The following is a 24,599-nucleotide window of genomic DNA, read 5'->3' on the forward strand; positions in this document are numbered from 1 at the left end:
CGACATTAGAAAAGGATAAATATAGACACCTTTAATTAAGATAATAGTGATTTAATGCTATTTAATATTTCTTCGGCCTGTTCCATATTCAGTTGGGTGTCGGCATCAGATAAGGCTTGAGCAGGGTTTTGATGCACTTCCATAAAAATGCCATCAACCCCAACAGCAACCGCTGCACGCGTTAAATGGCTGACCATATGGCGTAAACCTGATGATTTGCCATTTGCTGCTCCAGGGAGTTGCACAGAATGGGTCGCATCAAAAATCACAGCATGACCTTGAGCATGCATCTCAACAAGATTACGAAAATCAACAACCAAGTTGTTGTAACCAAAGCAGGAGCCTCGTTCTACCAAGATTGTTTTAGGGTTGCCCATTTTAAGTATAAAATTTGCAATTTCAATCATCTCTTCTGAACTCGCCCATTGCCCCTTTTTAATTTGGATCACTTTTCCCGATGCTGCGGCAGCTACAAGCAATTCTCGTTGTTTACACAAAAACGCAGGAATTTGAATGATATCAACATAATTTGCAATTTCATGAATTTGTTCGATTGAATGAACATCTGTAAGTATCGGAACACGAAGTTCTGCACGAATTTGTTTAAACCACTCAATACCTGTAGTTAATCCAGGTCCGCGAATACCTTGTGCGCTGGTTCGATTTGCTTTGTCAAAACTGCTTTTAAAAACATAAGGAAAATTTAATTTTTGGCACACAGTTTTTAAAAATAGACCAACTTCTAACCCAAGATGCAACGACTCCAGCATGCATGGACCTGCAATAATCAATGGCATTTTTCGTGAAAGTTTAACATTAGGAACAATGGCTCCATCCCACTGTCCAGGAAAAAGCGTGGTATCCAAATTCATCCTATACCTCGAATTGGAGACCTCTTCCGTTAGGAAGAGGAGGAAAATGAGCTAAAAGAGCCAATTTTCCGTTAGGAAATGCAGGCGTAAATTGTGAATTTGCAAGCAGACAAAGGAGTCGCTTGCGTGCGACGTTTGGTTGCATTGCGAATGAATTTGTAACTTTAAATTGTAGCATAGTTGTACCCATCTTTTACATGTAATTTTTTACAAAACTTATGTGAAATTCCTTGAATTGTTTGTTTTTTTGTTGTGATATTAAACGAGCCACTTGAACGCACAGCAACTTTTCCAATGTAGGAACCAGCTTTTTTTCCTGCTGTGACTTTTGCAGTAACAATATCTCCTGTCTGAAAACCAAAAACATATTTAGATGCAGAGGGCTTTGATCGAGGAAAACCATGTTTGTTTACAAGGCACATTTGTCTATCGCCATGCCCAGTTGCTGTAATGAGTTTTGCCTTAAGTTTTTCAGGAATCACAACATTTTCTCCACTTTCTCCAACACACGCAGCATCAATCCAATGATCTTTTTTGTAACCTTGCTGAATGCGATTGTACTTTGTGCGACCACCAGACCAAAATGTTGTTGGAAGTCCAATGGATTTAACGACATTCCCTATTGCATATCGGGTTGCATTGACCACAGCGGCATCTTTAAGAGGTTTTTGCAAATGAGTCTTAATTTTCTTTAAAAGTTCAGGCTTTGTTTTTAAAAAATCTTTAATATCTTTGTTTGCTTTTTTTTGATTGCATTTTTCGCATGCTAAACACAAATTAGAAACCCTATTTGAGCCACCTTTGGAACGTGGGGTGATGTGTTCTATCTGCAACGGAATATTTTCTTTTTCACAATAAGTGCATTTTCTATTCCATTTTTCAAGCAAATACTCACGCACTTCGTAGCCTAGAAGTTCTCCTTGTTGATATTCTGCACCTGAAATTTCAGGACTCTCCATTTTTTGCATATCAAAACGAACTGTTTCTACAGCGCACAAAGAAATTGGAGAAAATTTTGACAGACGATTGATCCATGTTTGTACGTTATAAACCCGTGACATAAGAGAAGGAGGAAGCCAACCCTTGAAACGAGATCTATTATCAAATCTTGGTGCACGATATCTTGTATGTCTATTTCTACGTCCTCGACGAACGCCGCGCCTTTTTTCGAGGTTAGATTTGATCGTTTGACCACGATGCTGAAGGTTAATTGCAGTCACTACTTTTTTCTCTGATTTGCCATTTAAAACAAGAGTAATTCCAGTTGTTTTACTACCTGGATCAGCCTTAAATTCTAATGGTTGAGTTTCTCCGTCTGCGCGATCTTTTAAAATAATCGTGAAAGGATATATTCTAAAAACTGCAGCTTTTTTACGTTCCAAAAGCAAGCGAGCACGCTTAGGAGTGCATGGCATCAGTGGCTTTTTTGTGCTGGAAAGTACCAGTGGCATTTGATTTCCTATTTGCTCTTACGAGCCTGATTAAAGTTTGCCTCGACCTTGTTACTCGTGGGTTTTTGTGAGCATCCTTCAGCGTTACACCTCACGCTTGCATGAACACTCACCGCAGAGTTTGGGACTGGCACGCATCCCAAAGTGCCTATTTCTGCTAACTTATGTTAGCCATTCCACAAGAACGTCTCCTCCAATTTCTTGGATGGGTCTGGTCAACCGCTTTTAGAGGTTTCTCTCCTTAAGCCTCTAGCTTTAGTCGGAGGTGTGGTTGACTTTTTATCCTTTACAGCTTTTCAATAATAGAATTGCGGGAGATAGCACCCTTTCCATAGTTTTTGATAACATAAAAAAAGGACTCAAAGGCTTTTGCTGTTTGCACAAAAGAGTCAATAAATTCATAATTAGAAAGCCATTGGGGACGATGTGAATAAGTTGTGCCTTCTGGTGCAAGCAGATCACTCAAATGAACTCCAAAAGGCACAGCAAGTTTTTTTAAAGTGAATAAAGATCTTGGATCTAATATAGCATCGCCATAACCATTTGTAGATCCGCAGTCAACAATTGCAACTCGCGAGTGAGTTTTTTCGATAATTCTTTGAATATCAGGTGGTGCAAGAAATACACCGCGTTCAATTACCAAAGCGCATGATGTTTGGGCGCACGCTATCAAAACGTCACTCTGTCTGCAAATTTCACCAGGAATATATAAAATATCAGCATAATTTGCAGCCAATTTTGCTTCTGCAACCGATGCGACAATTGTGCCAAAATAATTCTTTGATTGTTTTTTTAGGCGAATTAACTCGTTCTCTTTGCATTTTAGAAGATCGTGAGTTGTTGCGCTGTTTTCTGAGAGCAGACGCCATTCTGCTAAGTTATATATTGGATAAACAGATTCCGGAAAATCAGTGTTGCTTCTTTCAAGTGGGTTTTGAATTTCAAGAATATAATTTTTGTCATTGAATAGGTCAAACATAAAGTACTCTATCTCCAAATTAAGAAGCTTCTTCTCCGCTGGCTGATGCGTAAGCCTTACTCCCTAAATTCAATTCATCTTCTTTTTGCTTTAATATTGCAAGCTTTTGAATAAGATTTCCGAGTACAATGGCTTTTTCTCCTCGGGGATGAGCAAATATTCCTCCAGCCCGCTTGCTTTCAAGATTAAACCATTTGATCATGATCTTTAAATTTATTTTAGTAATTGTAGAAATATTAAATTGAGTTATTGGTATTTTAATAGATAAAATTGAGTTATATTTTAATTTTTTAATTAATTTCTCTGGAAACTCTATTTTAAATCCGTTCCATGAAAGATCTAAAATTACAACTTTTATTTTAAAAAAAGGTATCCATTTGTATGGTATCACATATGCGATTAACGCTGTTTCGTATCGAGGTTCGCTTCTTTTTGGAATATATGGATACATAATACCTCACCTTTTTTTTCACAGTGTATCAAAATATTCCTTCCAAAGTATACGTGCCAAAAATTGTTCAATGCTTAATAAAAACAGTGCTGCGGCTAAAAGCCAGGGGTAAGCATTTATGATTGGTACTTTATCAGAAGAAGGTGTTTGTTTTTTTTGTAATTGAGAAAAATTTTTGTTTAATTTTTGAACATCTTCAAATAAAAATGGGTTATTATATTTTTCTTCAATTTTAGCTTTACCATTAAAAATAGGCCAACTCCCAAACTTCATAATATTTTCATGATTATTTTCTTGATTTATTGCTAACTCAAATTGCGTTTTTAAATTATTATGATCTAATTTAATGGGTAAAATTTTTTGTAAATGATCATTAAGTTTGATAATATCTTTAGCTAAATGATTTAAAGTAAAAGTTGTTCCATAAATTTTTTTATTTTTATTATTTTCTAAAGTAACATTTTTATTAAGTTGAATACCTCCTCGTCTTTTAGCAGAAAGATAAATGTCATCAGAGTATATTCTAGAGCTCGAAATGTCAGGAGCCCGAATTCCGCTGTCTTGACGTCTTTGAAGAAACTCAACCATCCAATTAAAAATAAATTCAATACCATCAGATTCCTGCATTCTTTTTGCAATTTCTGAAGTATTTTCTATTGTTTTTTGTGTGTAATGATATAGCCAGTCACCAGATAAAAAACTCAACACAATTCCTTTTTCTGCGGGCATTGCAATTAATACTGGATGGTTGCCAGGATCGGTTCGCGCCAATGCAATGGCATTATTTTTAAGTTTACAACCTACGGCTGTAAATTGACTTGAAATTTTACTTAAACTTTCTGTAAATTTTGAATTATTGTCATTCATTTGCTTTAAATCAGGAGTCCAGTTATAGTTATTTTTATCGTCCCAGGTTGGAGTATTGGTGCATGGAAATAAAGCGGAAACATGATTATTTTCGCTTGAAAATGAAAGGGGACCGCCTAAAAAAACCATTCTACCACCATTTTTAACGTAATTTGTTAAATTTTGTGATTCTTGTTCTCCTAAATATGTATCAAAAGAAAAATTTTGTGCAATAATTCCATGAAAATTTGGTAAGCTTGATCCAAATAACTTATCAGATGGAAATTCAATTAAGGAAAGTTGGGAATTTGGAATGCTTTGATCACTTTGTGATTCACGTAATATATAATAACTTAATAAGTCTAAATTAGGCCAGAATTTTAATTTTTGCCTCATTGTTCTTAAACTCCAATCAGGTCCTACAGCAATATGGAGTAAAGTACTTTTTGAATAAACAACCTGAATACTAGTACTACCAGTGTTTACCGGTGGTTTTGAAATCTTTGATGCGACATTTGCAGTCACGACTTGAGTCCCGGTTTTTGTAAAATTAATTGGAATATTAATAGATTGTTGAATATTACCATCTTTAGTCACTTGTAATAGAATTTTTTTTGAGTTTAAAAATGCACTACCACTATGTAATAAAATTTCAGCTTCAATAATACTAGAAGGCTTGCCTTTTCCTACTACTGAAACATGAGCCATACTTTCTTCTCCAAGAAAACTAATTTGAGGAATAAATATCTCAGATAATACCAAATATTCATCAATAATATTTTTATTGTTGCTGGGTAAATTTTCAAAGGGGAGAAAATATAGTTTATTTTGTTTATACAGATTATTATTTTTAATAATATCTATAAATTTTTTAGCATCATCACCAAATAAGTTAGCTTCAGATATTATTACAGTAATATTGTTTGATTGGTTTAATTTTAAAATGAGATCTTCAAAGTTTTGAATAGGCAAATTTTCTGATGAGCCATAAAAAATATTTTTAATTTTAGTGTCATTTGAGTAAAATAAAGAAACTTGATTTTCAATATAGTTTTTGTCTTGATAGTTTAACTTTGTATCAGATGGAATAAGTATATTGACAGATGTATAACTTTCGTTTTTATTAAGCACTTTAATATAAGGGTATATAATTGGTAAAAGTAAAAAAACTATAATTATTACTCTTATAAAGTATAAAATAAACAATTTCATGGTTCTAATCCAAGATTTCTAATTCTATTTAAAATTTCTGGTAACTGCATTTGATCTTCTTTATAATCTGTAGTGAGTAATGCATAAATTATATTAATAAAACTTCTAATTTTGTAATCATTATTTTCTAAAAAACAGTCATTCCCATTTGATATAAATCTGGCTTCAGTGACAATACCAAATGGTGCTTGGGCATTGATTTTTTTCTTTAACATTAAAATTCTTGTATTATCTTTAAGACATCCGTCTATGGATTGCAATAAGTAAAAACTTCTATAGAACATTCCACGTTTGTTTGGAAATTCCCATTCTAATCCAGTATTTGGATTATTGAGTGAATTTAAAAATTGAGGAAAATTTTTTTGACCCTCAATTATAAATATACCACCATTCGATAAATGTTTTTCTAGTGAATTTTTATTTATTAAACTTATGTTATCAGTCCACCAAATTTCAGAAAGTCCAGGAATACAAGAGTTTAGTAATAAATTTTTTGGTAGATGAATAGTGCCTCTTTTTAGTAATATGTTTCTTAAGTTTAAATAATTTTTTTCAATATTTTCAGGTAATATTTTGTCACACCAAGCAATTCTAAAATTTATGTTATTATTTTCATTTGAATGAATTTTATGATTATTCAAAGAAGTAAATGGGAAATTAAAACTTTCAAAATTTTGTGCATAAATGTTATTATCATATTGGAATAAAATTAATAATATAGCTATTTTTTTTAAAATTTTTTTATCTTTTTTCCATAAAAATAAAAGTAAAATTATTCCTAATGTTGCAGACAATAACTTAAAATATGAGCTTTCAATATTATTATAATTGCTTGTATTGCTGATTTCGGAATCGGTTGAAAAAAAATTAAAAAACTCATCTTTTGAAATATAAGTCGAATTTTTTTCGCTGTCACTGTTTTTTATAAAATACCATTTTTCTGGATTATTAGTCTTATATAAACCTAAAGTAAAATAATTTGTTGGCTTAAAATTTAAAGTGTTTAAATCTAGTATATCATAAATTACTGTATTACTAGTAAACTCAGATTCTTCTAGTTTTTCTTGTAATTTATTAATATCATGAATTTCTAACTGTGAGAATGCTAAATTTGAATTTTTTAAACTTTTTGAGACTTCAAACCAAAAGTTAGTCCAGGTGCTTGATTTACCAAGTTCACTGTTTGGTGATGCTGTACCAGTTCTGAGAAAAAAGATTGGCAGAGAAGATGCTTTCCAGGCAAGAATTGTTCCATCATGGGCTTTAATGAGTGGTTTAAAGTAACTTTTGTAAATTCTGGTATCACCAGGAAATTGAATGCCAAGCTCAGACGCTGGAGGCGGGGCAGATAAATGTAAGGTAATTGGCATTGATCCATTATCTAATTGAATAATACTTTTATCTATGTTTTGTTGATCAAAAAAATGACCAGCAGTGTAGACAAGAGTATCAAAATTGAGATCAAATCCTTCTGGAATCCAAAATGTAAGATCATTACTCATTGCAGAGTTAATATTTTCATTATTTGGAACAACCCAAACTGTAGAATTTCGATATTTCCATATATTTTTTTTATTTATAGAATTTTCAGTCTGTTTTTCACAAATTTTTTCAATAAAATTATTACTAAAAAAACTTACTAAAACTCTAAGGCTAGAAAACGAATCAAGTTCAATTGGACTAGGATAGCTATCTGAACATCCAATAAAAAGAGGAAGAATTTTTTCTGTTTCTTTAATTTTAAGTAAATTATACTTTTCTTCTTCAAAATCAAAATTTTTTATAAAAAAATGAGGTCTAGAATTATCTGGAATCAATGAATTTTTATTATTAAAAAATGAAAAGTCCGATGAAGAATTTGATTTTTCATTCCAAAGACTAAATAATTCATTAGGTATAATTTCTTTTTCGTTTTCATTATTGTCAATAAATATTGAGCTTTTAAAAAGCAACCCTTTATTAAAAAACTTTTTTAAAGAGAAAAGTCCTTGAAGTGATTCTGAATTACCATCTGAAAATGCAATAAGAGTTAATTTTTTATTTTGAAATAATTTAAAATCAAGAAATTGTTTTTCTAATTTTTCTAGATGAATTGATTGGAGGAATGGAGAAACAGGAGAGTTTTGAGCATCATTAAAAAAGTTAATATAATCTTGTTTTGTCTTTAAAAATTCTATATTATACTTTATAGTTATTTTGCCATCTTCAACGGTAAATAAATTTTTTAATCCATAACTTTCAAAACCAAGATTAAAAATTTTATTAGCTTCTTCTTCTGCAGAAAAATTTGAATTTAATCTTGATAGTTTTGCCTGCAATGAAGGGTCTATCCATATTAACGCGATTTTATTGCTAAGCATTGCAATGTTTTTTTCTGTTCTAGGATAATAACAAATTCCAAATAATAAAGTAATTAATAAAATAACAATAATTAAAACTATTGGCGGCTTTGTAAATAATAATCTGTTTTGAATAAATTTTTTATAATTTTTCCCTAAAAACCAGGAGGGGATTTTTCTTTTTTTAGGACTTTTAGGTCTAAAAAATAGAATGCCAATTGTTATTAGAGATATTAAAGAAGATATTATTATAATTGACATTATTTTATTTTCCCAAGTACATTTTTTAAAATATAGTCAATTAGTATATTAATTGATTCTTTTGGGTAAATAACTTTAATTGTATGATTTGAATTTTTGGTTTTTTCTTTAAAATAATTTATTTGATAATATATATTATTTACATAATTTTCGCCGCTAAAACAAAAGGTGTGTTTTAAATTTTTTTCTTCTTTCCAAGGATATAATTCTTCAATAATATTCTTTTTATCAGGAAATTCTTCTGGGTCTCTGATAATTAAAAAAATTGATTTTTTGATTTTAAATAATTTAATTATTTCTAGTGCTTTTTCTACAGAAGAGATAACATCAGAACTATCAAATAAAAAATCAGTTAAAAAGTAAATATAATCGGCATTTTTTAAATACCATTCGATTGGTTTACAGCTTTCTAGGAGATCAGGCTTATTTGCTTTTATAATATGAAATGATTGGGAAAGGCTGGTATGAATTTCTTCTAAAACTCCCATCACTCCGTTACCTAATTGCCCTTTGTTAATAGAGCTGCTTTCAGACTGATAAGTCATATTTTGATAAACATGAAAAATTCCAATTGCTTTTTGTCTTCCATAACTATAGTCAATTCTAGTAATAACTTCATCTGTCTTCATGAAATGCTGTTTTGATATTGTTGAAATTGGATCGCCATCTTCAAAGTTTCGCGAAGTGATTCCAATGCGTGATGGAGAATGTTTCTTAAACAAGTCGTTTGCAGAAAAAAAACCACCAAATTTTTGGCGTAAATAACTTTTTAAAAATATAGGAAGTGCCCGAGACGGCTTTTGGCAAGGCCATAACTTTTCATCTTTGGGAAACACTTCACATAATGATTCAAAATTCATGTTAAATATAGTCCTTAATTTTATTATCTCAACAGCAAGTGATATGGTAACAGAGAAACAACAAATAAGGCAATTTCAATTACGTACTTCACCACTTTTTGTTTTTCTATGGAAAGGTATGGTGTTATGACTCCAGAATTATTAAAATTATTAAAATCTTGTGAAAATAAAAATCTAGATAATTTAAAAGTAAACTTTGAAGAAATTCAAAAAGTCTATAGAGCTGTAATTTTAAAATTTATGCAGCCAAGTCCGTTACGTCATTCTCCCTGGCTAAGTAACTTAACGGGCGGTAATATTTGGTTAAAGTTAGAATCTTTAAATCCTAATGGTTCATTTAAAGTAAGAGGCGCATTAAATGCAATCAATAATGTTGTTCAGAGATATTTTGCAGATGGAATTAAAGAAGTTAAAGAGATTAAAGTGTGTGCAGCGTCTGCTGGAAATCACGCACAAGGTGTCGCGTTTGCGGCAAAAAATTTAAATTGCCAAGCGCATATATTTTTGCCTAAAACAGCCCCACTTGTTAAACGTGATGCAACAGAAAAGTTGGGAGCTAAACTTTATTTGGTGGGTGATAATTTAGAAGAAGCAAGTGAAGCCGCGATTACTTTTGCCAATAAAGAAAAAGCACATTTTATTCATGCTTATAATAACTATGACGTGATAATTGGTCAGGCAACGTGTGTTTATGAGTCTTTACTTCAGCTTTCAGAATTTACAGGAAAGGACTTTGGAAATGTTGATCTCTTTGTGTGTAGTGTTGGTGGCGGAGGTTTAGTTGCTGGGGCAGGAATTGTGCTTAAAGCAAAAACCAGTGGGAGTGTTATAGGGGTAGAACAAGAGTTTTTTGATTCTGCTTTAAAAAGTATAAAAAATAAAGAGCAAACAGCCATTGCGAAACCTTTGCATGGCACCATAGCAGATGGGATTGCTGTCTCTTTAATTGGAAATCTCAATTATAATTATATGACACGGTATGTTGAGAATCTTTCACTAGTTTCCGATGACTCTATTGTAAAAGCAATTTTAGGATTATGTGAACAAGAGCGTATTGTTGTCGAAGGTGCGGGAGCTGCGCCAGTTGCAGATATCTTAAAACGTCCTGAGTACTATGCAGGAAAAACGGTTATTGTTTGTGTGAGTGGCGGAAATATTGACCCACAGCTGATCTCTAGGGTGATTGCAAGAGGTTTAAATATTACGGGGCGGATGCTGCGCGTTACAGTTTGTGTCAGTGATCGTCCAGGGGGTTTGCAGAAACTTCTTGAATGTGTTGCAGCACTAGAAGGAAATGTGCTTGATCTTGTTCATGATCGCACTTACAGCGAAGTGAGTGTGGGTGATGTTGATGTAGAGCTTTCCCTTGAAACCCGGAATTCGGAACATCAGTATTCACTGTTTGAAAAGCTTGAGGAAGCAGGCTTCAGACCTAGAATGAGGCACTGATTCTAAGAGGTCATTTAGTTTATTAGGAGGATTTTTAGTGAACGGCGGATTTCTAGAATGTTATGACACCATTATAGTTGGTGGAGGCCCCGTAGGCTTGTTTGGAGCGTATTATGGGGGACTACGAGACATGTCTGTCAGACTTATTGATAGAAGACATGAGTTAGGCGGACAGTTAACTGCTATTTATCCTGAAAAATGGGTTTATGACATAACTGGTATACCTGCAATTCGTGGTAAAGATCTTTATAAAAATCTATATGCGCAAACAACACCTTACAATATTCCAAGTAGCTTAAATGAAGATGTTGTGTTGATTCGTAAAAATAAAAATAATATTTTATGTGTAGAAACTAAAAATGGCACAGTGATGCATTCAAAAACAGTTGTGTTGTGTTTGGGGATGGGAGCGCATATACCACGTCGTTTAGATATAAAAAATCTGCGTGATTTTGAAGGCAAAGGCGTTTGGTATGGTGTGCATTCATTAGAAACGTTTAGAAATAAAAGAGTGCTTGTTGTTGGTGGCGGTGATAGTGCTTTAGATTTGGCGTTAACGATTGTGAACGAATGTAAAGATTTATATGTGTTGCACAGATCTGATCGTTTTAATGCTCATGAAGAAACAACAAAAAAACTCTATTCATCAAATGCAGAAATTCGTACTTTTTCAGAAATTTGTGAATTAGAAGGCAGTCAAGATCATTTAAAATCAGCAACAATTAAAAACACCAAAACAGGTGAGTTACAAAAATTAGAAATTGATGAAATTATTATTGCGATAGGTTTGTTGTTTAACTTGGAAGTGGTGCAAGAATGGGGAATTGCAATGGAAAACAATTCTATTATTGTTGATCATAATAGACAAACTTCAATTCCTGGGGTTTATGCTGCGGGTGATATTGTCACCTATCCTGGAAAAATGAAATTAATTGGTCCAGGAACGTCTGAGGTGATGCAAGGTATAAATCATGCTAAAAAATACATTCAAGATAATTTTCCGTATTTATAATAATAATTTAAGGATTTTGTATTGGGTTTTTTGTTGGTTTTTTTGTTGAATTTTTTGTTGGATTTTTTAAATTTGTAGGTTCTTTGGCTTTTTCATATTTTGCAACTGATACCCGTATTAATCGTAAAGATAATAATGCGGAAATTTGCGGCGAAGTTCTGCACCAGTAATCATTAACACAATTTATAAAATTATTATTATCTAAATTATCTTTGTAATTTAGATAAACAGCCGTTCCTTTATTTTCAAATTGCTTTTCTGCCATAAAAAAAGTAAACATTTTTTCAGGATTTTCGCTTAAATAGTAGTAATTCTGGTCAGATATGGATAAGTACTTTTTTTTTGCAAAAATTTGGTTTTTAAATATAATATAGAATGGATCGTTTGTGTAAATATTTTTTTTACATTTATTTTTATCATTTGTCGATATTTCAACTATTCCTAAAGAGTAATAAGATCCATAATGAGTTTTTCTTAAATAAAAATTTTCGCCTAAAAATTCTTTTTCTGGTATAATTAAATCTGATTGTGAATTTTGTATATAACCATTCACAGAAGCTAGTATATAATGGCTACAAAATTCCAATGGGTATTTTAAGGAATCATAAATCATTGTCTTGGAAAATCCTAAATTACAAAAAAATATTGAAATAATAAATAAACTATATTTCATTATCGTCCTTTCAATTTAAGTTAAGTATAAATTTAAAGTAATACTAAATTTATACTAAGTCAAAATTCAATATTGTACAAATTTTTAACAGTTTATCTTGACATGAAAGATGTTTTAAATTTATAATTTTTTTTTAATATAGGAAAATTTATGAAAAGAAATTATTTACTTATGTCTCCTTTTTTATTTTTAACATTAAAAGTTTTTGGTTTATTTTATGATGATAAATTAAATCAGCTCAATAATCAATGTTCTGCTTATTATAATTATGATGAAGATACTAAAGTTCATGTTTGGTTTACATTAGTAAATAATGATCCAACTTATCATTGGAATATACAGCTTGCAACGTTGTATGAAAATAATATTAAGTTTGTTGATGATAAATGCAAAGAAATAAAAATCAATAAAATATTTAATATCGAAAATTTAAAAAATAAAAAAATTGGATTGATAGTAAATAAAGAAAAGTTTTTTCAATCAATTTATTCAATAACAGCAGTAAGAAATGATGGAGAAATATGGAAAGTGCCAAACAATAAAATGGCATGTATTTTTATTATTTCTGCCTATGCACCTGGTAAATTTAATAGAATGGATTGGAAAATGAATAATGCAGACTGTTATACAAAAAATTATGAGACAGAAATTTATTTTAATTAAATTTCAATGAGTTCTCCTTTATTGAGTTTCCAAAGTCTTGTTGCAAGAAATTGTGCCTTTTGTTCGTCGTGAGTAATCATTAATGTTGCAATTTTTCTATTTTTTGTAAAGTTATGGACAAACTGTAAAAGATTTTCTGTTGAAACGGGATCGAGTGCTGCGGTAGGTTCATCCAATAACAAAATATCAGGTTCACATAGTGTCGCCATAATAATGGTAATTATTTGTCTTTGTCCTCCTGAAAGTTGTCCAATAGGGGTATTTAAGTGCATTTCTAATCTTAAGCCAAGTGGTTTTAATGTTTCTTCCACAAGATATTCTGGATAATTTTTAATCGCTTTTTTAAACCCAGCATTTTTAGTTTTTAAAAGTGCCATCGCTAAATTTTCGGCAACAGTCATGGTTGCAACCAATCCTAAATACGTATTTTGAAATACTCTACTCATAAATTTGGCTCTATTCATTTCTGACATCTTTGTGATATCTTGAGTATTACGAAAAATTTTTCCAGATGTTGGTGTTATTTTTCCTGAAACAGAATCAAACAGAGTCGTTTTTCCTGCGCCATTATGTCCTAAAATTAAAATAAAATCATTTTCATTAATATTGCAATTGATATTATGTAGTGCTGTAAATTCCCCAAAATTTACAGAAACATTTTTAAGAGAAAACATAGTTTTTAATCCTGTCAAGTAATAAATTTATTTTTTTATTTTTTTTACTATTAAAATAGCAACAATAAGAAGTCCTGTTATTAATTTTTGCCATGAAGGTTCAATTTGTAATTCAATTGTTGTCGCAATAATCAATTGATAAAAAATTGATCCGACAATTGCCATTATAAACATATTAATTGCAAGGAGTTCAGCAATCATACAGCCTGCTAATGCCGCAATTAAAATACCGACATTCCCATATGCAGAAAAAAATCCGCTATACTGTACAAATAGTCCACCCGCTAGTGCGCTTAGAAAATTTGCAAGAAATAATGCAATTCCAATATAAAGTGGCACGCATTTGCCAAGTGAAGTCACAAACTGTTCGTTGATTCCTGTGGATCTTAATAGAAAGCCACTTTCTGTTTTCATGTACCATATAAAAATAACAGCAATACTAAAAACAAGAAAAGCTAAAATACCAAGAGTAGCATATGGATAGTGATTCAATGGAGTAAAAATTGTGGTCGCTGTTCCTAATGCTGCATTAGCAGAAGCAATGTTTATGCTCAAAGAGAAAAGCATTGTGGTAATCACAATCCCTGCTATTAAACGATTCAGTCCAAGCTTAGTATGCAAGAGAGAGGTTATGATACCAAATAATCCACCACATAATGCTCCTAGGATAAGAGCAAACCATGGATTTAAATTGTGATTTAAAATACTCCATGCAACGATAGCGCCTCCTAAACCAAATGTCCCTTCAATGCTAAAATCATCAAATTTTATAATACGAGATGCAAGATAGACCGCCATGACCACAACTGATCCAATTAATCCTCGTTCTAATATTCCTATAAATACTGGTAATAAACTAGACATAATCACTTCCTAAAAATAAATAAGATAAAAACAAGGATTAATTTAATTGTTAATAACGTGTTCTTTGAGCTCTTGTGGAATTATGATGTTAAATTTTTTTGCTTCAACAGAGCTAATTAAAACTTTACTGTTAGGTGTCATAATTTCGATTTCAGCAGGATTTAATTTATCAATTAAGATTTTTTTTGTAAGATTTGCGGCTTCAATTCCAGATTGAATATAATCAACGCCAAACTGCAAAAGAGGTGTTTCCACTTCTCCTGTCCAGGTTGTAATAATTGGTTTATTTGCTTTATTGGCGATTTGTTTTACAATTGGAAACGCTGCAGAGATTGTGTTGTCTGTTGGAATTAAAATAGCTTCCGCATTTTGTGCAGCATGCATCGCAGCAGCTGCTACATCACTGATGCTGTTGACTCCATTATCTTGAAAAGAAATATCATATTTTATTAATTCTGATTTCATTTTTTCTACTAAAATTATAGAATTTAATTCTCCAGGATTATATAAAATCGCAATTTTTTTTATGTTAGGTAATAATTTATGAATTAGGTTAATTTGCTTTTCGATATTTGCCATATCAGTTGTACCAGTGATATTTGTTCCATTTTCTCGAAGGTGCAATTTATTTGGATCTGTAATTGCTGCAAAAATAATAGGTCTATCATTAATTTCAGCTTTAAGAGCTTGAACAGATGCTGATGCAATTGCATAAAAAGCAGAAATATTTTTGTTTGCTTTAAAGCTTGCAGCGATAGCTTGTGCTTGTGTTATTGAGCCTTGAGCATTATGCTCAATAATAGTGACGTTTTCTCCAAAATCTTTTTTGATTTGCAGCAAGAATCCTTTTTTTGCATCATCAAGAGCTGGAAAAGAAGCATACTGAAGTATTCCTATGGTTATTTGTTTATTTGTATCTTTTTTTTGTCTCTTTAATATTATTATTGCTAGCAATGAGCAAATAAGTAACAACATAATGCCAAGCGTTTTTTTATTCATAATAACAACACTCCTAAAATTTTTCTTACATACAAAATAAAAGTATTAAGAAAAAAAATGTAAAATATTAAATTTTTAATAAAAGGATTTTTTAATAATAAAATCGATAGGCAAAATAAGAAGACATCAAAGAAGTTGATATATTACGTTTTATATTGTGTATTAAAGACCTCAATAAAACTGGTGGTCGCGTTAGCATTTCACTTCTCCATATCAAAATCATGACCGAACTACTTTTTTGGCAACAGATAATATTTTAACTGTTAGGCTAAAAAGCATAATCCAATAAGCTTAACGGTATTTGACTAACATGGCAAGAGGATTTTAAAAAAGTTATGGTGTGTTAAAGTTTAGATATTGTTAACACTTGGGCGAAACAAGGAACGGACAATTCCGATTGTTTTGTCTGTTTCTTGAAGACCAAAAGCAATTGGTAAAAAACTTGGATTTTCTGCAACGAGAAGCGCTGGGGGTGGGATCGTTTGAATGTTTGAGTTGAGTTTAATTATATTTTCTGAGTAAATTTTAGAGCCATATTTTACAAATCTTTTAATAGTTGTTTCTGAATTCGCAATCGATGCGATCACGATGTCATTATTATTTGGGCATTGATTTTTTTCTACTAAAACAATATCACCAGGTAACATACCTGCTTCTATCATACTATATCCGTCAATTTTTAAAGCAAATAATTTTTTATTTTGCATACTGGCTGAAACATTTGGAAATAAAATAAAATCATTTCCTTGCTCTATTGCTTCATAAGGAATACCTGCCGCGACTGATCCCAATAATGGAACTTCTAAAGAACTTGGAGCGCTTTCTTTCTTGCTGAGGTTTGTCTTGCCCACCAATGATTCAGGTTCTTGAGAGGATGCTAGATTCCGTTGACTTATAAAGTCTGTTGCTGATTTTGTGGGAACAAATTGTCTTGATTTACCTGGGAGCGGTGAATGAAGCATTCCTTTTTTTCTTAATGCAGCAATCACATCTTGGGCAGTGGCAATTGCTTTCCATCCAAAAAAACCTGCAATTTCACGAATTGTTGGTGGAGTTCCAGAGGTTTTAATGTGTTGAAAAATATATTCTAGGACTTTGAGTTGGACTTGAGTGAGTTGTAACATAAGAACTCCTAACTAATTAAATAAACACCATATAAGTGTATGGCAACCTTTATACTCAATATATTTTGATAGTCAATAATTTCTGGTAAAAACATAAAATGTTTTTTCAAAAAAGTAACAATTGTGTAATTTTGTTTCTTTGTAGTCTTGATGTTCAAACAATTTATTAATTATGTTGATCAACAGAAAATTTTAAAATTTTATTGATAGCGACATTAAAATCGAAATTTTCTCCATCGCAGATGGAGAGATCTTTTTTTCTTTGTTATTCCAGGTTCTTTGTTTTTTTGCGTAGTGCCATGTTAGTGTACTAATTTTTACAATTAACTCAGAAGACGGGAGCGTCGCTGTATTTTCAATGAAATTAGATAACTCATGAGATTGTATATAATTTATCACTTCATTGTATCCTATTGCTTTCATACTATGAAACTCTTTTAATGGATTTAGGCCATATTGATTTATCAATGCATTCACTTCTTCTAACCAGCCAGAGCGAAATAACTCTGGAACACGTTTTTCAATACGCATCTTTAAAATGTTATCAGAAGGTTCCATGTGGATAATGAGGCATGGAAATAGCAAATTTTGTACTTCTAGTGAGGTTGTTTTGGAGCGCAACGAACTCATGGGAGAGCCTGTAATGTGGTAAATTTCGAGCGCCCGTTCAATTCGTGTCTTATCGTTAGGATGCAACTCAGCAGCACGAATTGGGTCAACTTGTTTTAACATTTCATGACACCATGCCCAGCTCTTCTCTTCCGCTTTTTTTCTAATAGAGTTGCGAAACTCAAGGTCACGACCCGGTAAACGATCAAGTCCATGAAGAAAAGCCCGGAGATATAGGCCGCTTCCGCCAACACAGATGGGAATACGTTGTTGTTGCCAGATACGGGTACACGCATTATTAACGTGAGCGGCAAAGGTATTGGCATCAAGGTTTTCGTTTGGATTTGCGATATCAAGACAATGATAATCAAATTGGGTTATTTCAGAGAGAGAAGGTTTTGCGGTTCCGGCAGAAATCCCTTTATAAATTTGAAATGCATCTAAGTTTACAAGCGAGGCATCAATGGAATGTTCTTTGAGTGTTTGAAAAAGAGAATGCGCAAAAGCTGTTTTACCACTTGCTGTTGCGCCAATGATCACAATCGCAAAAAAAGGAGTGGAGTCAATTAAATTCTTTGGAACCACGAAGCAATATCCTTATTGGTAAATTTTCGAATCACGGGCCTTCCATGCGGGCAATGTGCAAAAAAATCAACATCTTTCGCTCTATTTAACAGCCTTTTTATCAGCTCATCGTTAAGAGGATCTCCTGCGCGCACCGCACTGTGGCATGCCATTGTTGCAAATAGCATATGATAGACTTCTTTTTCACCTAATTCTGTAGGAGATCGTAAAAATTCATTTTGTATCCCTTTAGTAAGGCTCGCAGCTTTTTCAAGAATTGGGTGCACTTCAGACTGTGGTAAGCCATGAATTGCAATAATTCTTGCAATAATTTCATCAAAAGTTTCTGTTACTTTATTTAATTGCAAGAGGTTTGGAAAGCTATGTATTGCAATATTCCCATTTTGTAACACTTCAAAGTTAAAACCTAAAGAGCTAATTTGTTTTTCGTGCTCCAAAATAATTGTACTTATTACTTTATTTAAAGGAATAATCATTGGTGTAATGAGATCTTGTTTTACAATTTTTTGTTTTAAGTGAGTTGTTAATATTTCTTCAAATAAAATTCTTTCATGAAATGCATGTTGATCAATAATCCACAATTCACTGTTAAGTTCTATTAAAATGTAACAATTGGCATATTGTCCTAATAGTTTTGCAGATTCAAATATATTAGGCGACCCTGTTGGTAAAATAGTTTCAAAAGTAGGTTTTGTATTGTACTGAAGATTTTGTTTTAATTTTGCAACTTGTGTGCCTAAAGATTTTTCTTCAAATTTTGGAATTAGTATTGCTGTCTTGGTATAATTATTTGTTTCTTTAGGAGTAAAAACGGATTGTGATAATTTTGACAAAGAAGGAGAGAAAGTCATACCGTAATTTTCGGTAAACACCTTTTTATCAATACTTGGAGCAACCGCTTTTTTTTGAATTTCTTGTTTGAGATTGTGTTCAATTCCTAGATAAATCAATTCTTGAATTGCCAAGGGATCAAAAAATCGAATTTCTGTTTTTGAAGGGTGCGCGTTCACGTCTATCCATGCAGGATCAACTGTCACAAAAATTATAGCAGGAGCCAACAAACCTTTTAAAATTAATCCTTGGTAAGCTTGTAAAATTCCTGAACGGATGACTTTATCTTTTACATAGCGTCCATTCACAAAGGTCATAAAATGACTGGGTGTCTGTTTTGCGATTTGCGGTAAGCCGACAAAGCCTTGCAAACAAAAAGAGCCTCTTTGAAAATTGATTTCACAAAAGTTTTTGCTTTCCGTTATTCCCACTACCTCTTGAAAGCGTTCTAAAACACTATTTTTTTGAGTATAATTAAAAACCTCTCTACTGTTATGCAAAAATTTAAATGAAATTTTATGGTTTGCTAAAGCGATTGCAGTTAAAAAATCGTGAATATGTGCAAATTCTGTTGCTGTTGATTTTAAAAATTTCAAGCGAACAGGAACATTTTCAAAAATATTGTTTATTTGAATGATTGTTCCTGTGTTCATTGGAATTTCATTTTCGGTCATGGTGTTGCCAAAGTGTAATTTTATTTCTTTGCCTTTTTCTAATTGTCTTGGTTTAGACTTAATAGAAAAATCAGAAATTGAGGCAATACTCGGCAGCGCTTCTCCTCTAAATCCAAAGCTCGAGAGAGATTCTAAATCAGAAAATTGTGTAATTTTACTGGTTGCATGACGTTCTAGAGCCACAAGGAGTTGATTTGGGGCAATCCCAATGCCGTTGTCAGTGATGCGAATGAGTTTTTTACCACCATCAAGCAATTCGATATAAATTTGGTTGGCAGCTGCATCAATCGCATTTTCGACTAATTCTTTAACAACATTATATGGTCTTTCTATTACTTCTCCAGCTTTTATTTGATTAATAAGATTTTCTGGTAACTTTTTAATTTCAATTTGTTCCAAAATTTTCCTCGCATTATAAATATTATTTAGCTATTAATTAAAAATTAAGGAGAGGTGATGAATTTAATTTATTTTTTAATTTCAATTTTCATATCTTTTAATACCAATTTAAACTTATCAATCAACTCTTTGTCAGAATCTTTGTTAAAAGCAAGGTAACGTTTGGGGTCAATATCTTTAACTAAAAATAATTTTTTGATTTGCCCTTCGGTTTTTTCTTTTAAATTTTTTTTCCAAATAAACTCGATGTTTTCTGAGCAAATTGCCAGATCACATTTGCGAGTATTTAAACCATGGACAACACTTTCTTGATCGGCAAAACGAATAATATTTGTAAATCCTTTATTTATTAAATATTGATCTCGAACATCATTTCTCACAACACAAAGAGTATATTTTTTAGCGTCTTCAAGATTTTTAATTTTAATATCCGATAGGCTTCTTTGATAAAGATAGGTATTGATATTAAACACAACACCCACAAAAATAAAATGTTTTTCGCGTTCAGCGTTTTTAGCTATTGGAAAAATATAATAGTTTTTATTTTTTTTGGCCATCTCATAAGCTCTTGGCCAAGGATATAATGCTATATTTTCGGGCAAATCGGCTTTTTTTAACGCTTTTTGAACGCGTTCAAAAAGCGGCCAACTATTTTTGCATCATCCTCTTCTTCAATAATACCAGGCAGTTCTTGTGAAACTCCAAAAACCGCCGTATTTTTTGTATTGGCAAAAAGTTGTAAGCAAAAAATGTGACTGAGTAAAATAAATAATATTTTTTTCATACTTTTACCACACTTATAGTTAATGTGAAATAAATTAACAAGCGTTTAAATCGTAACATAAAAAAATAAAAAAACTATGACATTAAAAAAATTAATGTCCTTTTTGCACATATTTTTTTGACATGATATATTCGCTTAGTGCTAAAAAAACAGTAGAAGCAATAAAAGTAATATGAATAATTATCTGCCATTTTATTTTTTCTATGTCTGATTCCGCAATGTCAATAAAAGTACGTAACAAATGAATACTAGAAATCCCAATTAATGAACTTGCAAGTTTCACTTTAATTGTACCTGGATCAATATGCTCAAGCCAATCTGGTTTGTCATCATGATTGTCTAAATTGAGTTTGCTTACAAAAGTTGCATATCCTCCGATTATCACCATCGCTAAAAGATTAGCAACCATTGTAAAATCGACAAGAGATAAGATTCCTAAGAGTAACTGCAGTTCTGTGCTGGTATTTGCAAGTTGCACAATATGAATAAGTTCAATAATAAATTTATATGAATAGATAATTTGTACTGCAATTAAACCTATATATAATGGAGCTTGTAGCCATCTGCTGGCAAAAACAACATATTCAATACCATTTTCTAGCTTTAGTTTTGCACTGATTTTTTTTGAGGTGGTCATGATTTAATTCCATTCTTTAACAATATCTTTTATAATAAATTTTTACAAACCCATTTGGCATAATAGCTAATAATAATATCAGCACCAGCGCGTTTCATGGCAATAAGGCTTTCGTATACGGCCTTATGCTCATCAATTATGTTATTTTGTGCAGCAATTTTTAGCATCGAATACTCTCCACTCACTTGGTACACTGCAATTGGAACTTCACTTTTTTGTTTGACTTGCGCTACGATGTCAAGATAAGGCAATCCTGGTTTTATCATAATAATATCAGCGCCTTCGCTTATGTCCAAGATTGCTTCACGAACTGCTTCGCGCGAATTATTGGGGCTAAGTTGATACGTTTTTTTATCAATGTTGCGAGCCCCCGTTGCGATGGCATCTCGAAAAGGGCCATAAAATGCCGAGGCAAATTTTGCACTGTAAGCGAGTATTCCTATTGCGGTTTGGCCTTCTTGATCGAGTGCTGCGCGGATTGCGGCCACTCGGCCGTCCATCATATCGCTTGGACAGACAAAATCCACTCCACATGCTGCGTAAGAGAGAGATTGTTTACAAAGTGCCGCGACAGTCTCGTCATTGAGCACATAACCGTTGTCATCGGTAATTCCATCGTGGCCATGGGTTGTATAGGGATCTAAAGCGATATCTGCAAAAATCAATATTTCGGGGATTGTTTCTTTGATAAGTCGAATTGCGCGCTGAATTAATCCATCTGGATGATAAGCTACTGACCCAATTGAATCTTTTAAAGAAGAATCAATCACTGGAAAAAGCATGATGCTTTTTATGCCAAGCTCTTTAATCTCCTTGATTTCATTGATTAAGTCTTGTAGAGGTATACGATGAATTCCTGGGAGTGAAGGAATTTCGTAAATACTTGTTCCTTTTTCAGAAATGAAAATTGGATAGATGAAATCTGATCGATGTAAACAATGCTCTTCTACGAGTGAGCGGATATTTGGATTTGTACGAAGCCTCCGCATGCGAATGTGCGAATTTCCAATATTTAATTTGTTTGCGGGCCGAGGTAAAGTCATTTTTGCTCCATGAAAAAAATCATCGTGGGGTTCATTGTGTCCTCAGGTTGTTAAAAGTAACTTCTTGCTTTGTGCGTTATGCAAATTATACTTAACGCGCTCAACAGGGAAATTCCTTCACAAAGTTTTTTTCTATCATCTTTGCAGGAAAAGTCACTCTAGGATATATTTATTGTTGGTTAGTGAATTTAATTTTTTGGTTACCACACATTTTTTGGAGAAGATTTATGCCACTTGTCCCTATAGTTGTCGAGCAAACGAATCGCGGCGAACGTTCTTATGATGTGTGGTCACGCCTCTTAAAAGATCGCATTGTGTTTCTTGGAACTCCTGTTTTTGATGAAGTTGCAAATTTAATTGTTGCGCAACTTCTATTTCTTGAATCACAAGATCCTGAGAAAGATATTAGTTTTTACATAAATAGCCCAGGTGGGAGTGTCACTGCAGGTTTGGCAATTTATGATGCAATGCAAGTCATTCGTCCTCAAGTACGAACTTTTTGTGTTGGCCAGTGCGCTAGCATGGGCGCGTTGTTGCTTGCTGCTGGAGCAAAAGGAAAACGGTATGCTCTCCCTAACAGTCGTGTGATGATCCATCAACCTCATGGTGGAGCAGGGGGGCAGGCAACTGACATTGCAATTCAAGCAAAAGAAATTTTATCTTTGAAAAATAGATTAAATCAGATTTTAGCAGCTCATACAGGTAAAAATGTAGCAGAAATTGAAGCCGATGCTGATCGCGACTTTTTTATGTCTGCAGCAGAAGCTAAGGAGTATGGGTTGGTGGACGATATTTTGATGCCGCGAGCGGACCGCGTTGCTTTTACGGGCCTTTAGATTAGGTAGTGAATGGATATGATAAAAAAAGGAATTAAATATTCGTCAGGACGTGGCGGATCGGGAAGCTCTCATGGTTTGCACTGCAGTTTTTGTGGTAAAAGCCAGCGAGAGGTTAAAAAGCTGATTGCAGGTCCAAATGTTTATATATGCGATGAATGCATTGAACTTTGTAATGAAATTATCGCAGAAGAAATGGAAAAGGATGATGCTTCGCATATTGCAGAAGGCGTCCCTAGCCCCAATGAAATTAAAAAAGTGTTGGATGAATATGTCATTGGCCAAGAAAGAGCAAAAAAAGTTTTGTCTGTTGCGGTGCATAATCACTATAAAAGAATTGAACATGGCGCGAGTGCAAACAAAGAAGAAGTGGAACTCGCAAAAAGTAATATTTTATTAATTGGTCCAACGGGTTCAGGCAAAACTCTTCTTGCGCAAAGTATGGCACGTATTCTGCAGGTTCCATTTACAATTGCTGACGCAACAAACTTGACCGAAGCAGGGTATGTTGGTGAGGATGTTGAAAATATTATACTCAACTTGCTTCAAGCGGCTGAATTTGATGTTGAACAAGCGCAAAAAGGCATTGCTTACGTTGATGAAATCGACAAAATTGCTCGCAAAGGTGAAAATACTTCAATCACTCGAGATGTTTCAGGTGAAGGCGTGCAGCAAGCGTTGCTCAAATTGCTTGAAGGCACTGTTGCCAATGTGCCACCGCGCGGTGGACGTAAGCATCCACAGCAGGAGTTTTTGCAAGTGGATACCACAAATATTTTGTTTATTTGTGGAGGTGCATTTGCGGGACTAGAAGAAATTATCAGAAACCGCATGGAACAAACCGCAATGGGATTTGGTGCGGATATTAAAAATAAAGCAAAAATGTCGGTGACAGACCTCTTTGCTAAAGTGCGCGTCGAAGATCTCTTGAAGTTTGGGATGATCCCAGAATTTATGGGTCGTTTGCCAGTTATTGTTACCCTTGCTGAGCTTGATGAGTCGGCTCTTGTTCAAGTATTAACACAACCCAAAAACTCAATTGTGAAGCAATTTCAAAAATTGTTTAGTTATGAGCGTGTTGCATTAGAATTTACTCCAGATGCCCTCATTGCTGTTGCGCAAGAAGCGATTAAAAGAAAAACGGGAGCGCGTGGTTTGCGCGCAATTCTTGAAGATGTGATGCTCGAAACAATGTTTGATATTCCTGGACAAAAAAATGTCAAGCAGGTTATTGTTACTGCAGAATGTATTCGTGAAGGTAAAATGCCAGATAGAGTTTTATTAACTGAAGAAGAAATGCAGCAAAGACTTGAACAACGTTCGCGTTCTCAATCTTCTGTGTCTTCAACAGCTTCTACCACTGCGGCTAAAGCAAAAACGTCTGCAAAAAAATAAAATAATTAATTTTTCCCCGAAAATTTTGCGGTGTTGTCTCGCAGCTCTGCAAAATTTTTCATGTTCACGCCATTTTT

General features: G+C 32.9%; 24 protein-coding genes. 5 read left to right on the forward strand and 19 right to left on the reverse strand.

The genetic code is table 11. The features are described 5' to 3' along the window. Positions 1-35 precede the first annotated feature (35 nt). The 8 genes from kdsA to Spiro2_RS05480 all read right to left on the reverse strand — a co-directional run bounded on the left by kdsA (position 36) and on the right by Spiro2_RS05480 (position 9,271). Complete coding sequence (gene kdsA, locus Spiro2_RS05445; RefSeq protein ID WP_338637570.1) at positions 36-872, reverse strand: 3-deoxy-8-phosphooctulonate synthase; 837 nt, start codon at positions 870-872, stop codon at positions 36-38. 1 nt (position 873) lies between these two features. Next, entirely contained in the window at positions 874-1,050 is a 177-nt protein-coding gene (locus Spiro2_RS05450) for a hypothetical protein (RefSeq protein ID WP_338637571.1), read from the reverse strand. After that, the gene (gene iscB / locus Spiro2_RS05455) at positions 1,037-2,323 is read right to left on the reverse strand and encodes an RNA-guided endonuclease IscB (protein WP_338637572.1); all 1,287 of its coding nucleotides are present in this window, start codon (positions 2,321-2,323) and stop codon (positions 1,037-1,039) included. The genes Spiro2_RS05450 and iscB overlap by 14 nt, the downstream gene beginning before the upstream one ends. A 286-nt stretch (positions 2,324-2,609) precedes the next feature. Then, complete coding sequence (locus tag Spiro2_RS05460) at positions 2,610-3,302, reverse strand: hypothetical protein (protein ID WP_338637573.1); 693 nt, start codon at positions 3,300-3,302, stop codon at positions 2,610-2,612. Between the two features lie 19 nt (positions 3,303-3,321). Then, on the reverse strand, positions 3,322-3,753 hold the full coding sequence (locus tag Spiro2_RS05465; protein WP_338637574.1) for a hypothetical protein: 432 nt from the start codon (positions 3,751-3,753) through the stop codon (positions 3,322-3,324). Positions 3,754-3,771: 18 nt separating this feature from the next. Then, positions 3,772-5,811: a hypothetical protein gene (locus Spiro2_RS05470; protein WP_338637575.1), complete on the reverse strand. Its 2,040-nt coding sequence runs from the start codon at positions 5,809-5,811 to the stop codon at positions 3,772-3,774. Beyond that, on the reverse strand, positions 5,808-8,411 hold the full coding sequence (locus Spiro2_RS05475) for a hypothetical protein (RefSeq protein WP_338637576.1): 2,604 nt from the start codon (positions 8,409-8,411) through the stop codon (positions 5,808-5,810). The genes Spiro2_RS05470 and Spiro2_RS05475 overlap by 4 nt, the downstream gene beginning before the upstream one ends. Beyond that, the gene (locus Spiro2_RS05480; protein WP_338637577.1) at positions 8,411-9,271 is read right to left on the reverse strand and encodes a hypothetical protein; all 861 of its coding nucleotides are present in this window, start codon (positions 9,269-9,271) and stop codon (positions 8,411-8,413) included. Before Spiro2_RS05480 ends, Spiro2_RS05475 begins: the two co-directional genes overlap by 1 nt. A 126-nt stretch (positions 9,272-9,397) precedes the next feature. Between Spiro2_RS05480 and Spiro2_RS05485 the strand changes: the two genes are divergently transcribed. Both Spiro2_RS05485 and Spiro2_RS05490 read left to right on the forward strand, forming a co-directional pair. Continuing rightward, positions 9,398-10,720, forward strand: a complete 1,323-nt coding sequence (locus tag Spiro2_RS05485; protein WP_338637578.1) for a threonine ammonia-lyase — start codon at positions 9,398-9,400, stop codon at positions 10,718-10,720. A 37-nt stretch (positions 10,721-10,757) separates the two neighbouring features. Then, a complete protein-coding gene (locus Spiro2_RS05490) occupies positions 10,758-11,732 on the forward strand; it encodes an NAD(P)/FAD-dependent oxidoreductase (RefSeq protein WP_338637579.1) in 975 nt (324 codons plus the stop codon). Positions 11,733-11,739: 7 nt separating this feature from the next. Here the strand turns inward: Spiro2_RS05490 and Spiro2_RS05495 are convergent, their stop codons facing one another. Further along, on the reverse strand, positions 11,740-12,405 hold the full coding sequence (locus Spiro2_RS05495) for a hypothetical protein (protein WP_338637580.1): 666 nt from the start codon (positions 12,403-12,405) through the stop codon (positions 11,740-11,742). Between the two features lie 150 nt (positions 12,406-12,555). Between Spiro2_RS05495 and Spiro2_RS05500 the strand changes: the two genes are divergently transcribed. Next, a complete protein-coding gene (locus tag Spiro2_RS05500; RefSeq protein WP_338637581.1) occupies positions 12,556-13,068 on the forward strand; it encodes a hypothetical protein in 513 nt (170 codons plus the stop codon). Here the strand turns inward: Spiro2_RS05500 and Spiro2_RS05505 are convergent. The 10 genes from Spiro2_RS05505 to hemB form a co-directional block, all read right to left on the reverse strand. Next, positions 13,065-13,742, reverse strand: coding sequence for an ATP-binding cassette domain-containing protein (locus tag Spiro2_RS05505; RefSeq protein ID WP_338637582.1), 678 nt, complete (start codon positions 13,740-13,742; stop codon positions 13,065-13,067). The genes Spiro2_RS05500 and Spiro2_RS05505 overlap by 4 nt on opposite strands. A gap of 27 nt (positions 13,743-13,769) precedes the next feature. Then, positions 13,770-14,606 (reverse strand): ABC transporter permease subunit, encoded by an 837-nt coding sequence (locus tag Spiro2_RS05510; protein ID WP_338637583.1) that lies wholly within the window; start codon positions 14,604-14,606, stop codon positions 13,770-13,772. Between the two features lie 42 nt (positions 14,607-14,648). After that, positions 14,649-15,605, reverse strand: coding sequence for an ABC transporter substrate-binding protein (locus Spiro2_RS05515; protein ID WP_338637584.1), 957 nt, complete (start codon positions 15,603-15,605; stop codon positions 14,649-14,651). A 350-nt stretch (positions 15,606-15,955) separates the two neighbouring features. Beyond that, a complete protein-coding gene (gene lexA, locus Spiro2_RS05520) occupies positions 15,956-16,729 on the reverse strand; it encodes a transcriptional repressor LexA (RefSeq protein WP_338637585.1) in 774 nt (257 codons plus the stop codon). A 192-nt stretch (positions 16,730-16,921) separates the two neighbouring features. Further along, positions 16,922-17,923, reverse strand: coding sequence for a tRNA (adenosine(37)-N6)-dimethylallyltransferase MiaA (gene miaA, locus Spiro2_RS05525; protein WP_338637586.1), 1,002 nt, complete (start codon positions 17,921-17,923; stop codon positions 16,922-16,924). Then, positions 17,905-19,827 (reverse strand): DNA mismatch repair endonuclease MutL, encoded by a 1,923-nt coding sequence (gene mutL, locus Spiro2_RS05530; RefSeq protein WP_338637587.1) that lies wholly within the window; start codon positions 19,825-19,827, stop codon positions 17,905-17,907. Before mutL ends, miaA begins: the two co-directional genes overlap by 19 nt. A gap of 68 nt (positions 19,828-19,895) precedes the next feature. Beyond that, complete coding sequence (locus Spiro2_RS05535) at positions 19,896-20,384, reverse strand: substrate-binding periplasmic protein (RefSeq protein ID WP_422398021.1); 489 nt, start codon at positions 20,382-20,384, stop codon at positions 19,896-19,898. A 56-nt stretch (positions 20,385-20,440) separates the two neighbouring features. Beyond that, positions 20,441-20,611 (reverse strand): hypothetical protein, encoded by a 171-nt coding sequence (locus tag Spiro2_RS05540; RefSeq protein WP_338637589.1) that lies wholly within the window; start codon positions 20,609-20,611, stop codon positions 20,441-20,443. 91 nt (positions 20,612-20,702) lie between these two features. Continuing rightward, positions 20,703-21,248 (reverse strand): TIGR00645 family protein, encoded by a 546-nt coding sequence (locus Spiro2_RS05545; protein WP_338637590.1) that lies wholly within the window; start codon positions 21,246-21,248, stop codon positions 20,703-20,705. A gap of 29 nt (positions 21,249-21,277) precedes the next feature. Then, entirely contained in the window at positions 21,278-22,291 is a 1,014-nt protein-coding gene (gene hemB / locus Spiro2_RS05550; RefSeq protein WP_338637591.1) for a porphobilinogen synthase, read from the reverse strand. A 227-nt stretch (positions 22,292-22,518) separates the two neighbouring features. Between hemB and clpP the strand changes: the two genes are divergently transcribed. Together clpP and clpX are read left to right on the forward strand one after the other, a co-directional pair. Further along, positions 22,519-23,127: an ATP-dependent Clp endopeptidase proteolytic subunit ClpP gene (clpP, locus tag Spiro2_RS05555; protein ID WP_338637592.1), complete on the forward strand. Its 609-nt coding sequence runs from the start codon at positions 22,519-22,521 to the stop codon at positions 23,125-23,127. Positions 23,128-23,145: 18 nt separating this feature from the next. Then, a complete protein-coding gene (gene clpX, locus Spiro2_RS05560) occupies positions 23,146-24,522 on the forward strand; it encodes an ATP-dependent Clp protease ATP-binding subunit ClpX (protein ID WP_422398030.1) in 1,377 nt (458 codons plus the stop codon). The last annotated feature ends 77 nt before the right edge of the window (positions 24,523-24,599 follow it).

Origin of the sequence: Spirobacillus cienkowskii, assembly GCF_037081835.1 — a bacterium.
Lineage (GTDB): Bacteria > Bdellovibrionota_B > Oligoflexia > Silvanigrellales > Silvanigrellaceae > Silvanigrella > Silvanigrella cienkowskii.